Annotated in this window: 15 protein-coding genes; 14 read left to right on the forward strand and 1 reads right to left on the reverse strand. The window is 51.1% G+C overall.

Translation table 11 applies throughout. The features are described from left to right. Positions 1-413 precede the first annotated feature (413 nt). The 14 genes from V7051_RS17875 to V7051_RS17940 all read left to right on the forward strand — a co-directional run bounded on the left by V7051_RS17875 (position 414) and on the right by V7051_RS17940 (position 12,915). On the forward strand, positions 414-680 hold the full coding sequence (locus tag V7051_RS17875; RefSeq protein ID WP_333877198.1) for a hypothetical protein: 267 nt from the start codon (positions 414-416) through the stop codon (positions 678-680). 13 nt (positions 681-693) lie between these two features. Next, positions 694-996, forward strand: coding sequence for a hypothetical protein (locus V7051_RS17880; protein WP_333877200.1), 303 nt, complete (start codon positions 694-696; stop codon positions 994-996). 177 nt (positions 997-1,173) lie between these two features. After that, positions 1,174-2,373 (forward strand): efflux RND transporter periplasmic adaptor subunit, encoded by a 1,200-nt coding sequence (locus V7051_RS17885; protein ID WP_333877202.1) that lies wholly within the window; start codon positions 1,174-1,176, stop codon positions 2,371-2,373. Next, on the forward strand, positions 2,370-4,319 hold the full coding sequence (locus tag V7051_RS17890) for a MacB family efflux pump subunit (RefSeq protein WP_333877204.1): 1,950 nt from the start codon (positions 2,370-2,372) through the stop codon (positions 4,317-4,319). The genes V7051_RS17885 and V7051_RS17890 overlap by 4 nt, the downstream gene beginning before the upstream one ends. Positions 4,320-4,451: 132 nt before the next feature. Beyond that, positions 4,452-5,804 (forward strand): efflux transporter outer membrane subunit, encoded by a 1,353-nt coding sequence (locus V7051_RS17895; protein ID WP_333877206.1) that lies wholly within the window; start codon positions 4,452-4,454, stop codon positions 5,802-5,804. A 495-nt stretch (positions 5,805-6,299) separates the two neighbouring features. After that, a complete protein-coding gene (locus V7051_RS17900; RefSeq protein ID WP_333877270.1) occupies positions 6,300-6,473 on the forward strand; it encodes a hypothetical protein in 174 nt (57 codons plus the stop codon). Positions 6,474-6,610: 137 nt separating this feature from the next. Then, complete coding sequence (hemP, locus tag V7051_RS17905; protein ID WP_333877208.1) at positions 6,611-6,808, forward strand: hemin uptake protein HemP; 198 nt, start codon at positions 6,611-6,613, stop codon at positions 6,806-6,808. A 247-nt stretch (positions 6,809-7,055) separates the two neighbouring features. Next, entirely contained in the window at positions 7,056-7,301 is a 246-nt protein-coding gene (locus V7051_RS17910; RefSeq protein WP_333877210.1) for a hypothetical protein, read from the forward strand. After that, positions 7,291-8,052: an energy transducer TonB gene (locus V7051_RS17915; protein ID WP_333877212.1), complete on the forward strand. Its 762-nt coding sequence runs from the start codon at positions 7,291-7,293 to the stop codon at positions 8,050-8,052. The genes V7051_RS17910 and V7051_RS17915 overlap by 11 nt, the downstream gene beginning before the upstream one ends. 6 nt (positions 8,053-8,058) lie before the next feature. Further along, positions 8,059-8,847: a MotA/TolQ/ExbB proton channel family protein gene (locus tag V7051_RS17920; protein ID WP_333877213.1), complete on the forward strand. Its 789-nt coding sequence runs from the start codon at positions 8,059-8,061 to the stop codon at positions 8,845-8,847. Beyond that, entirely contained in the window at positions 8,844-9,272 is a 429-nt protein-coding gene (locus tag V7051_RS17925) for an ExbD/TolR family protein (protein WP_333877215.1), read from the forward strand. Before V7051_RS17920 ends, V7051_RS17925 begins: the two co-directional genes overlap by 4 nt. Positions 9,273-9,379: 107 nt before the next feature. After that, the gene (locus V7051_RS17930; protein ID WP_333877217.1) at positions 9,380-11,521 is read left to right on the forward strand and encodes a TonB-dependent receptor; all 2,142 of its coding nucleotides are present in this window, start codon (positions 9,380-9,382) and stop codon (positions 11,519-11,521) included. A gap of 44 nt (positions 11,522-11,565) precedes the next feature. Continuing rightward, on the forward strand, positions 11,566-12,237 hold the full coding sequence (locus V7051_RS17935) for a Fe2+-dependent dioxygenase (protein ID WP_333877219.1): 672 nt from the start codon (positions 11,566-11,568) through the stop codon (positions 12,235-12,237). Positions 12,238-12,258: 21 nt separating this feature from the next. Then, entirely contained in the window at positions 12,259-12,915 is a 657-nt protein-coding gene (locus V7051_RS17940) for a PepSY-associated TM helix domain-containing protein (RefSeq protein ID WP_333877221.1), read from the forward strand. Positions 12,916-12,984: 69 nt separating this feature from the next. Here V7051_RS17940 and V7051_RS17945 read toward each other — a convergent pair whose 3' ends face one another. Beyond that, positions 12,985-13,317 carry a YnfA family protein gene (locus tag V7051_RS17945; RefSeq protein ID WP_333877222.1) on the reverse strand — a complete coding sequence of 111 codons (333 nt, stop codon included), beginning with the start codon at positions 13,315-13,317 and terminating at the stop codon, positions 12,985-12,987. Positions 13,318-13,419: the final 102 nt, after the last annotated feature.

Genomic DNA, 13,419 nt, shown 5'->3' on the forward strand with positions numbered 1-13,419 from the left:
TCAAAGAGGTTTATCGGGGCAAGCACAAGAATTACTCACTGAATTGGAATTTAGTAGCGGCTCTTGTTAACTTGCGCTATCGCTGTATTTAGGAAAGATGTCTAATAAAAGCATTGACTCATTTACATTCTGTTGTTAAGTATCGGGAGAAAATGTAAACAAGCATTGACTTTATAAATGATAATGATTATCATTTATACAAAAGTAACCTGACCTGTTTTCATTATGAAAAATAACTTGGTACACATCGCAATCTCTGCAAATACCTTGGCATCACTTATTGAAAACGAACGTATTCATGCAGTGGATTTTAAGTGTCTGGATATTGATTCGAAAAAAAACAGTCTGGAAATTACTCCTATCCACAGTGAAGTTAACACAAAAGAAAAATCTCGGATCCAAGGAGAATTATTATGTCTGAAAAAGATCAGCAAGAAGCCTTATTAATGGCTATTGAATATTTGAAATCTCAGTATGAAGCTCTGCAAAATCCATGCATTGCTTTACTTATTTCTCGATATTACCGCTTACTTGCAAATTTTAATGTGGTTAAAAGCAAGCAGGAAAAGTACACCAAATACTCAAAACTATGGCTTACTTGCCATATAAATAACCCGCGACATTCTCAAAAAATGCAAAATCAGCTTATTGATTTTATTCTGCCCCATGAAATTAACTGATACATAAAAAACCGTGGAACAAAACCTTGATAGCATCGCAACCCTCATTAAAGAGAAAAAGACTGATGATGTATCATTTGTTAAATTACATTCGGTTCTTTGCTTTTTATTGACACAATTTCATAAGGATCAATGCCCAAAACTTGCCCATTTTATCGTCAACCATCTTCGTCTGGTGATTGAGCATCCTGATGTAGCAGCTTCTCCTGACAGCCAAACTCTGTACTTGCAACTACTTCAACAATGGCAAAACATAACCACTGTCTTATTGGAACAAAGGCAAAATCTTGCAACAGAAAGCAAAAACATCCATTAAATTGAAAAAAGCGGAAATCGGCTTGACTGTACTAGCTTCAATGGGCAGTATAACTGCTTCTTTTACTGGATTATCAGGCGCTGTCAAATTGCATCCCTTTATAGCAAGCCGCCTGAATTCGGTGATGACTGTTCCATAGCCGCCTGTTTAAACTAGGCCCCAGTCCTTATCACCACCATGCTGCGAACCTGTTTTCGTAAATACCGACACGTTGTCCGTAGTCGTTTCCTGTGGATTTCTTTAATTTTTCTGATTGTTGCCGGGTCTATCGGTTACAACTTGCTGCACCCCAAGCAATCGAAAGACGTCAACAAAAATGTCGTCATCGTAACCTTGGGCGACATTGAAGAAAATGTCACCGCCCAAGGCAAACTGGAACCGAAAGAATATGTCGATGTCGGTGCCCAGGTCACCGGCCAGTTACAGAAGATTTATGTACAAATCGGCGATAATGTCACGACCGGGCAATTGCTGGCGCAGATCGATCCAAGAATTTATGCGGCTCGGGTACAGGCCGATGAGGCCAATATCAAAAACTTGCAAGCTCAGTTGATCGGGCAGCAGGCGCAAGTGCTATTCTCCAGACAGCAGTACGAACGTAATCACGAATTACTGAAAAGCAAAGGCGTCAGCCAGCAGGACAACCAGAATAGTGAGTTTAACCTGAAAATGGCCGAGGCGACCGCAGCTTCGATCCAGGCGCAAATCGAACAAGTGCAATCGACTTTGTCCGGCGATAAAACCAATCTCGGCTACACCAAGATTTACGCATCGATGAACGGCACCGTTGTCGACCAAAAAGCCCGCGAAGGCCAGACCTTGAACGCCAACCAATCGACACCGATGATTTTGCAGTTGGCCAAACTCGATACCATGACCGTGCGCGCTCAAGTCGCCGAAGCCGACGTAACGCGTTTGCGGCCTGATTTGGCGGTCTATTTTTCGACCATGGGCTCCAATGAGCGGCGCTGGCAGGGCAAGGTGCGGCAGATATTGCCGACCCCGGAAGTGATCAACAACGTGGTGCTTTACAATGTACTGGTCGATGTCGACAATCAGGACCGGCAGTTGATGACCGGCATGAGCGCGCAGATGTTTTTCGTTTTGGGCAAGGCCGAGCAGGTACCCCAGATACCGGTTGCCGCATTGGGAGCCAGAGTACGCCATGAGGACAATAGTTACGGTGCAGCTTACCGGGTTAAGGAAGTCACCGGTCAGGGCATACAGGAAAAGATCATCCATGTCGGTTTAAGAACCCGGCGTTTTGCTGAAATCCGCGACGGCGTTGAGGTCGGCGCACAATTGCAGACCGTGGCGCGCAGCGAAGACAAAAAGAAAGACAAAGTCAATCCGGCTGCGGGTGCACCGCGTTTATGAGCGCAATACCTGCGGACAAACCGTTACTGGAGCTTAAAAATATCCAGCGCTTCTATCCTAGCGGCGATAGCGTCGTTAGGGCTTTGGACGATATTTCCCTGACCATCTGGCCCGGCGAGTTCGTGGCGATTATCGGCCAGTCCGGTTCCGGCAAGTCGACGTTGATGAACCTGATCGGCTGCCTCGACAAGGCTAATATCGGCAGTTACCGTATTTTGGACCAGGATGTGGCGGAACTCGATGCCGACCGGCTGGCGGCCATGCGCCGTGAGACCTTCGGTTTCGTATTTCAGCGCTATAATCTGCTCAACAATGCCTCGGCCGCCGAAAATGTCGAAATACCGGCGCTATACGCCGGCTTGCCGAAAGCCGAACGGCATCGCAGGGCCCTTCAATTGCTCGAACAACTGGGGCTGGGCAATCGCGGCGGGCATAAACCAATGCAGTTATCCGGGGGGCAGCAGCAACGCGTCGCTATCGCCCGTGCGTTGATGAACGACGCGCCGGTGATTTTGGCCGATGAGCCGACCGGAGCGCTCGACAGCCAAAGCGGCATAGAAGTCATGGCGCTGCTCCGTGACTTGCATCAGCAAGGCCGTACCATTCTACTGATTACCCATGACGAAAAAGTCGCGGCCCATGCCCAGCGCATCCTCACACTTCGCGACGGCAAAATCGTCAGCGATGGCGTAGAAAACCGCAGCGGCCGCCTGTTGCCGCCACCCCAACATCAAGGCATCGGAGCCGCCGGAGTAGCTGCCGAACTGCTGGAAGCGGCCAAAACCGCGTTGCGTTCGTTGCATGCGAATCTGTTCCGCACGGCATTGACTTTGCTCGGCATTGTGATCGGCGTCGCCGCCGTCGTGACGATGCTGGCGGTAGGACAAGGCAGCCAGGAAAAAGTGCTCGATCAAATGCGCGCCATGGGTACCAATATCCTGTCGATCCGTCCCGGTGCTCCCGGTCTGCGCGCTAGCTCCGACGTTGCCACCCTGATCCCGGCCGATGCCGATGTCATCGCCGAATTGGGCAATGTCGAATGGGTCTCGCCGGAACGCAATACACGCTTGACCGTGCGTTACGGCAACATCGATTACGCCACCAGCGTTCAAGGTGTTGCGCCCAGTATGACCGCGGTTCGCGAGTGGGCGGTTGCCGACGGCGATTTTTTCGATGAACGCGATATGCGCCGTTATGCCCCGGTGATTGTGCTGGGGCAAACCATCAAACAGATATTGTTTCCCGATGATGCCGATCCCATTGGCCGCTATGTGATGGTCGGCAACATTCCGTTTGAAGTGGTCGGGGTAATGACGGCCAAAGGTGCCGATGCCCAAGGCAGCGATCGCGATGACGTCGTGTTTGTGCCGCTGACAACCGGATTGATCCGCTTGTTCGGCCAGAATTATCTGGGCGGTATCACTGTGAAAGTGCGCGATGTCGAACAGATCGATGCAACACAGCAAGTGATTTCCGATTTGTTAATCGACCGCCATCAAGTTGAGGATTTCCGGATCCGTAACATGGCGTCGATTCTGGCAACCGCCACCGAAACCCAGAATACCTTTACCCTGATGCTGGGCATTGTCGCTGCGATTTCCTTGCTGGTCGGCGGCATTGGCGTGATGAACATCATGCTGGTCAGCGTCACCGAACGCACCCGCGAAATAGGTATTCGCATCGCCACCGGTGCCCGCCGCCGAGACATCCTGTTGCAGTTCAACACCGAAGCGGCGGTGGTCTGTACGCTGGGCGGCCTGATCGGCGTATTGCTTGGTTTTGCGGCGGGCTGCGGCTTGCGCTATTTCGATATGGCGGTGGTTTTTTCGCCGCTGCCGGCCATATTGGCTTTTTCCTGCGCATTAGGTACCGGCTTATTGTTCGGTTATTTGCCGGCTCGTAAGGCCGCCGGGCTTGATCCGGTAGTGGCGTTGGCTGCGGAGTGAAATACTTTAATATAATTTTGGTAAAACTTTTAAAAGCTCTCACCACGAAGGCTCGAAGGACACGAAGAAAATATAATTTCTTGTCCTTCGAGCCTTCGTGGTGAATGTTTCTTTCATTTCAATACAATCTTGATGAAAAATAAAGTATCGATCATTTCCTTGCTGTTGTCTTTGACGGCCTGCAATCTGGTGCCTGATTTCCACAGACCGAATATAGAGACTCCTGCTCAATGGCATGACGCCAGTCTGTCGCGGCAAAAGTCCACTGTCGATCCGCAGTGGTGGCGGGCTTTCGGCAGTGCGGAACTCAATCGGCTGATAGCGGAAGCCCTGATCTACAACAACGATTTGGGTGCGGCCAAACAGCGTGTCGAGCAGGCCAAGGCCCAAGCCAAAATTGCAGGCGCCAATCTGTGGCCGATGGTTGGGCTACAGGGTGATGTGACCGATACCCGCAACAAAATAGGCGACAGCCACAAGGAAACAGGACAGTTTACCGTCGCCTATGAAGTCGATTTGTGGGGCGCCAATCGCGCCCGTCGCGATTCCGGTTCGGCGCTGCTGCTCAGCGAGGTTTTCGCCCGCGATGCGCTACAACTGGTGGTGATGTCGAATGTTGGACAGGCTTATTTTAACCTGCTGGCATTGGCCGAACGCAAGCGTATTGCGGTCGATTTCTTGGACAACGTCACTAATGTACTGGCGGTTGTCGAAGCCCGCCATCAGGCCGGTGCGGTATCGGCGCTGGATGTGATGCAGCAAAAGACCGAGCTGGCAACGGCGCGGGCCAACCTGGATTTGCTGACCCAGCAATATACATTGGCGGAAAATGCGTTGACGATATTGATGGGGCATCCGCCTCAAACGATGTCTTTCAATGCCGGGCATTTTTTCGACATTCTGCTGCCGCCGGCCGATGCGCTGCAACCGGCCGCTTTGCTGGAACGCAGGCCGGACATTCGGCAGGTTGAAATGGAATTGATCGCCGCCAACGCCGACATTGGCGTGGCGCGAGCGGCCTTTTACCCAAGGCTGCAATTGAGCCTGGATACGCTTATCGCCTCGCCGCAACCGGCGGGCGTGGCCTTGGCGATGGCTGCGGGCCTGACGCAACCCTTGTTCCAGGGCGGCCGTCTGGAAGGCGGTCTGGAGACTGCACAAGCTTTTAACGCCGAATTGGTCGAAATTTATCGAAAAACGGTTTTGACTGCATTTAAAGAAGTTGAGGATGCAGCGGCGGTGCGCAGCAATTCGACCCGCCGCCTGCAAGCGCTGGCCGATGCGGTGGATATGGCCCGGTCGGCATACCGGCTGTCTCAAGATCGCTATAAACTCGGGGCGATTGATTATCAAACCCTGCTTTCAACCCAACGTAGCTTATTGACTGCCGAGAACAGCCAGGTTCAAGCCCGGCAGGATGTCTTGGTTGCAATGGTGCAGCTCTATCAGGCTTTAGGCGGCGGCTGGTCGAACAAGCAATCTTAATATCATCGCACTCTATCCATCCAGGCTGAAAAACATCAGGTCGGATGGAGCAATGGCTATTGCCGGCCCATATTTGGGTAAATTATCCGATTAGCAAGGCTTTGTTCAGCATTACCGGATATGAAACTTAATAACTTCAGCGCGCCAGAATTTTTCGCGAAAGCTAAAATGGATCCGTCCGATTTTAGCAGCGAAAAATGACCGGGCCATTAATGCCTGCGGTGGCCCGCGTTCGTCCTCCTACCGTCACGGCACACAACTTCACGTTGCTACGCTGTGCGCCATGACTCCCGTAATGACCTGGCACCGTATCGGATAGTCTTGTATTTTGACTACGCTTACTCTAACGCTCCAACTTCGTCAAAACGCCCGGTCGCTGCGGCTACGCGGGGGCGTCAACGCCGCTACACTACGTTACGCTTCCTGTACTCCTTCCATGATGTCAGCGCTACAGGGCTTGAAATAATAAGGCAAATGGTCTGAGCGGGAACCGGCATAACTTTTATGCCCAAAATTGCTATTCATGAACCTGAAGACGGCATTCGGTATATTCCATTTGAGGACCCCGTCCCCAATCGTACTATCGGTATGGTTTGGCGTAAAACCCGTGTGCGCAATGAATTGTTCGATCTGCTAACGAAACTAATATCCGGAAGCCACGTAATTTGAACAACCTAAATCATAGAGACATCAATGGCTGAATTGAACATAGGTAATCGAATCTATGATTGACGTAGACCTTTAAATTTTGCGGAAATAGCAACAAATGTTGACTCGTCAAATGATAATCATTATTATTCGTACCCATGAACAAACAATCTACTCCCTCTCTCGAATCTTTGGACTTGGTGCTTCTTACAAAGCAGGCCATAACGCCGGCTTTAGGGCAGCGTTTACAAAGCACGGAGCTATTTGGTACAGCACGCGAGATTGTTATCGAACATGCGGGAGAGGAATACCGATTGCGTTTGACTCGTCAGGGAAAATTAATCCTGACCAAATAATTTAGTTATTGCACTTCATTGTCGGCAGGCTTTCTCCTCAACTGCGGACAACTCTCCTCCTGATGTTGGGAATGAGCATGCCGACAATGAAGTGCAAAGAGTAAAAATAGCCAGCCATCCAATACATTCAGGTATTGGTAGCCAGCCAATGTAAAGCCGCGCACTGCAAATATCCAGTGCCGTCTAAACGCTGCACACAACAATTTCGGCAGACTTTATCCTGCTTAACATTTGGATGGTGAGATCAATGAATTCAACTAAACAACACAAGAAAGTAGGCCTTTCCGGTAACGGCGATTGCCGCGTGGTGCTTTGCCCTGATTGCGGTGCGTTGGAGATAAATTTTGGTTCATCGACGATACACACCAATTATGAATCGCTAGAAGTACTTAGCTCGGTTTTAAATCATGCCAAAGTGCGGCTTGCCCAGATGAAAAATGAGTCATCGACAAATGACAATCCTCAACAAATAAGGAGCGGCCATGTTCACTAAAATGATCTTCCCAACCGCCACCTTTTATTTTTTGGAAAACCGCCCTGCTCCCATGTTGGGAAATATCAGTCACGGCGGAGCTAAGCGTATCAATGACCGCACATGGCTTGCCATTGGCTTGGTGCTATGCGCGCATCTGGCGCTGTTTGCAGCATTACTGCCGCAATCGCAGTCTTTACCGATTGAGACAATGCCCGAACCCATCATGGTTAGCTTGATTAGTTCGCCGCAAGCAGCACCGCAAAAGCCGACATTACCCGCTACGCCGATAGAAAAAACGCAAGAGCCAATCAAGAAGCAAGTCAAAAAACCGGTCACTAAACCTGTTGTACCGGCGATAAAGCCGACAAGTCAGCCAATCACTCCGCCTGTGGAACAGACATCCATGCCTGCAACCCCGACAACTTCCCCTGCGGCCCAACCGGAGGCGAAGCCAACGAATAACAAGGCCGCCGACACGCAGGCATATCAATCGCCAAGCTTTAACGCCGCTTATTTAAATAACCCGGCGCCGAATTATCCATCAATCTCGCGGCGACTGGGCGAACAAGGCTTGGTCCTACTACGCGTACAAGTAACAGTAGACGGCACAGCCGGCTCCGTAGAATTGCAAACCGGCAGCGGCTCAAGCCGACTCGATGAGGCTGCGCTGGAAGCGGTCAAAAAATGGCAATTTGTTCCAGCCAAACGCGGCGAGCAATCGGTTAGTGCATCGGTCGTTGTACCGGTCAGATTTTCAATAGAAGGATAAGTCATCATGCAAGCAGAATATCTCTTAGACAACCTGAAATTCATCAGCCAAGGCGGGGCGGTATCGATTACTGTAGCGGCAGGGCTGTTAGCCATGTCCATCGGAAGCTGGACTTTAATGGTCATCAAAGCGGTACAGGCGCGGCGTTTAAGAAGCAGCAGCGCCCGTTTTTTAGAACGCTTTTGGCAAGCCTCGTCGACAACCCTGTCATCAATGGTGACTGTCATGAGCGAAGATTTGAATAAAGCGGAAAACCCGTTCGCGCGTCTTGCGATACAAGGCATCAATGCTGCCAACCATCACAAGCGTTACACCGCGCAACTTTTTGCGGAACACGCAGTTACCGCCAATGAAGGTGGAAGTAGCGCACTGCAAGAACATTCGCGCCATGATGAATTTATTGCCCAGGCGCTACGTCGCGTTATCAGCCAGGAAGCCATGCACCTGGAAACGGGGCTTACCTTATTGGCTTCGGTGGGCAGTATCGCCCCTTTCATCGGGCTATTCGGCACAGTCTGGGGCATCTATCATGCGCTCGGCGCCATCGCCGTCGGCGGCCAAGCCTCTGTAGACAAAGTAGCAGGACCGGTCGGCGAAGCACTGATCATGACCGCATTCGGCCTGGCCGTTGCCATACCCGCAGTGCTGGCCTATAACGCCCTGGTACGCGATAACCGCCTGTTAATGGGCCAATTGGAAACGTTCGCCCACGATCTGCATACTTACCTGACCACCGGCGTACCGTTAGCAGCCGGGGAAGTTACCGAAATGACACCCATGGCGGTGTCATTATGATGGGCTCAGGCGGATTCGGCGGCGATAACCCCCATACCCAGCCGATGGCGGAAATCAACACGACGCCGATGGTGGATGTCATGCTGGTACTGCTGGTCATTTTCATCATTACCGCACCGCTGCTTACCCATTCAATCAAAATCGACCTGCCGCAAGCCGGCAGCCAGTCCAATCCGGAAAAACTCGATATTGTGACCCTGTCGATTAATGGAGAAGGCAAACTGTTTTGGAACGATGCGCCCTTTGAAGAGGCGGAACTTGCTTCAAGACTGGGGACAGAAGCGCAGAAAAAACCCCAGCCCGAATTGCATTTACGTGCCGATAAACAAACCAACTATCAGCAGTTAGCCATGGTTATGTCCGCCGCACAAACAGCAGGAATAGAAAAACTCGGCTTTGTTACTGAACCGAACCCCAAGCAATAACAAAACCGATAGATACCTAAAGCGTCGATCTCGAATATTTAGCCAGCCATCGCCTCATGTGTGACTAGCCAGCCAATAACAAGCTACATATAACAGGCAATATATTTATGAAAAATCACAAAAACAGACCGCTAATGCTGGCTATTGCCGCAATATTGAACGCACCGCATATCGAGGCGGCCGAAACCGCTCAGCCAGTGCTTCCTGAGGTTAAGGTGAAAGTCTCCGCTGAAAAAGAACCGGCCTACAAGGCAGATACATCCAGTACCGGGCTTAAGTTTGAAACCGCTATCCGCGATATTCCTCAATCTGTCAGCGTAGTAAAGGAAGAATTGGTTAAATCGCAAAATGCATTCAACCTGCGCGATGCCCTGAAGAATGTCAGCGGGCTTACCATCGCGGCCGGCGAAGGCGGACGCACCGGCGACTCGATCACCTTGCGCGGATTTTCAGCGAACTCCGACACCTATCTCGACGGTGCGAAAGAAAACGGCCAATACTCGCGCGACACTTTTTTCCTCGATCGCGTCGAAGTGCTGAAAGGGGCTTCTTCGGTGCTGTTCGGACGCGGATCGACCGGCGGCGTCATCAATCCGATTGCCAAAAAGCCGGTCATGGGTAAATCATTCGCCAATGCCGATTTCACCTACGGTAACTACGACTTCAAACGCACCACGCTGGATGCCGGAACAAAATTGACCGATAACGTAGCCGTGCGGCTCAACGCGCTGTACCAGGATGCCGATTCCTTCCGCGATTACAATTACACCAACCGCTGGGGCGTCGCGCCGTCGATAAAATTCGACATTACCAAGGACACCGACCTGACCCTGATGCTGTTGCACCAGGAAGAAGACAGCGTGTTCGACTATGGTGTGCCGATGATCGGCGGAAAACCCGCCAATGTGCCTGTCAACCAATTCTACGGTTTCAAGGACGACCTTCTGCAAACCTATGACACTTCGGTTGCGACTGCGATATTTAATCACCGCTTTAACTCGGAATTTTCAGTGCGGAATACGTCCCGCTACGGTAATTACGACCGCAAATACCGTACTTTGCTGTTTTCCGGAGGAGCTACCGGTACCGGAGCGGCTGCGACAATAGCACGAAGCCAGGCACTGCGCGAAAGTCCGCAAGAGAATTATTACAACCAGACCGATTTCACCTTCAAGAAACCGATATTCGGATTTAACAACACCCTGCTTTTTGGGGCGGAAGTCGGCTGGGAAGATTATACCTTCCGGTCCAAAGACTCGACCGGCGTCACTCGAGTTTCCATCTATAATCCGCTAAGCAGCCCAACCGTAGGAGCAGGACGCGCCAACGACTTCTCAGGCGTATTAACGACTGACAGGAATACAAAAACCAATACCGCTGCCGGTTACGTACTCGATCAGTTTGAGATTACGCCACAGTGGAAACTGCTTGCCGGAGGACGTTACGATGTCTTCCAGGCAAAACAGAATGACAATCTTCTCAACACCAATGATTTTGAACGCACCGATCACCAATGGAATCCGCGTGCCGGACTGGTTTGGCAGCCGAAAAATTGGCAGGCGTATTATTTCAGTTACGGCACCTCATTCAATCCTTCGGCCGAGACATTTTCGCTCGCCACTAATACCGCCAACCTTAAACCGGAACAAAACCAAAACTTGGAAGTCGGCGCGAAAATAGATCTTTTTGACGGACGACTCAGTGCAACCGGCGCATTATTCCGCTTGGAAAAAACCAATGCGCGAACAACCGATCCGACCGATCCGACTAAAAATATCCTGGCCGGTGAACAGAAAACCGACGGTTTCGAATTAGGCCTGGCTGGCGATCTAATGCCTGACTGGAGTCTTTCGGCGACCTACGCTTATCTCGATGCTGAAGTAACCAAATCGACTACTTTTGCAACAGGTTCGGTCAGCGGGCTATCCAAATCGCTCCAAGGTAAGAATTCCGTCAATGTGCCGGAGAATAGCGGCGTAGTCTGGACCAGCTACAATATCACGCCGGAATGGGAAGTCGGTGGCGGGGTATTCATGTCGGGCTCGCGTTTCACTGATGCGGTTAATGAAGTGACTTTGCCGGGCTATGCGCGTCTCGATGCGACAGTGGCTTATCACCATAAGCACTTCGATATCCAGGCCAATGCGTTCAACCTTCTGGACAAAGTTTATTACGAGTCAGGACAAACCAATACCGCCCTGCCGGGGGTACCGCTTTCGGGGCAACTCACACTACGGGTAAAATATTAAATTTTAATACCCGACTGCAACCACACCACAGATAGAGGGTAACCATGCTACTTGCCATTGAAAATATCTTAACCAACGAAGAACTCGCCGGCGCGCGTGAACTATTCGCAAAAGCACGATTCGTAGATGGCAGGGTCACCGCAGGCGAGCTCGCCGCGAAGGTAAAAAACAATCTGCAACTGGCCGCCAATGCGGAGGAAACACAAGTGCTGACCGCCATCGTTCATGATGCGTTGCATTGCAATCCGCTGTTCGTTTCCGCCGCCTTGCCGAAAGTGGTATGCCCTCCCCTGTTTAATCGCTATGTTCCCGGCATGGATTTTGGCATCCATGTCGACAATGCGATCCGCGTCGGCACGACCACTTTTCGCACCGACGTATCGGGCACACTGTTTCTGTCCGAGCCGGAAGAATACGAAGGGGGGGAATTGATCATCGAAGACACTTACGGTGTGCAGCAAATCAAACTACCCGCCGGTAGTTTGGTGCTTTATCCATCAAGCAGCCTGCATCGGGTGGAACCCATTACCGGCGGACACCGCGATGTCGCGGTATTCTGGGTGCAAAGCATGATTCGCGATATCGCCCAGCGTAGCTTACTGTTTCAGCTTGATGCCGGTATCCAGAGCTTGCGTGCCCGTGCTCCGGAAAGCCCCGAGATTATTCCCCTGGTCGCGACTTACCATAACCTGCTGCGTATGTGGGCAGACATTTGACAACAAACGGAGATTATCATAATGACGAATGTACAAAATCCGGCACTGTTAATCCGGAAACCTAAACGTATTCAATGGCTCAAATGGCTGCGCCGTACCCATGCCTGGGTCGGATTGTGGGGAGCTGCGTTGGGTCTGTTGTTCGGCATTAGCGGAATTTTACTTAACCACCGTACGGTGATGAAAATTCCGGCTGTAAAAATGGAACAGTCGCAAATCGAACTGGCTTTGCCCACCCCGGTTCCGGCCGATGCAAAAGCCCTGGCCTCATGGTTGCAGGCACAATTAAGCATTGACCGGGCACCCAATAAAGTTTCCACCGAACCGTCAAAAACCGTTACCTGGTCCGGTCAAAGCATCCAGCAGCCTAGGCAATGGAAGGTGGACTTTCAGAGTCCGCAACAATCGGTTACCGCCGAATACTGGGTAGGTAATACTTTTGTTTCGATAAAACGTCAGGATGCAAACGTGTTCGCCTTCATCACCCGCTTGCATAAAGGTGTCGGGATGGGGACAGCATGGGTGCTATTGGCGGATACGCTGTCCGGCGGACTGGTGTTTCTTTCTCTGACCGGCCTTTTACTATGGACCAAGCTGCACGGCTCGCGTCTGGCTATGGCCGGTTTGGGGCTGACCTCACTTGGGCTGGCAGGGTTTGTTATATTGGATTCACTGTAACGCTCGCATTTAATGCCCTTTTCGGCTCAAATCATATAGCGCTCAAGGGCAACGCGCTTTTGCCACGGGTTAGGCATGACGCGGCGCAAACATGATGATGCCCATGCCGACCAACGTAACAATAACGCCCACAACATCCCAAAATGAAGGGCGGACACCATCAACGCCCCAGAGCCAACCGAGAGCCACCGTAACATAAACCCCGCCGTAAGCGGCATAGACACGACCAGCCGCCGATGGGTGCAAGGTCAGTAGCCATGCGAACAGCGTCAACGACGCTGCGGCGGGAACAAGCAGCCAAGCGGACCCGCCTTGCCTGAGCCAGAGATACGGCAAGTAACAGCCGATAATTTCGGCGAGCGCTGTAACACAAAAGAGAGCGATAGTTTTGCCTATGAACATGTCCTCACCCATACGAATAAAAACAGTGTTGTAAATTCTTAGTCATAATTAATAGCCTTTCTTTATTGTTATCTGCCGGTTCAAGCAAATGCGTTACGCCTA

Source organism: Methylobacter sp. (assembly GCF_036845245.1).
Classification (GTDB): Bacteria; Pseudomonadota; Gammaproteobacteria; order Methylococcales; family Methylomonadaceae; genus Methylobacter_A.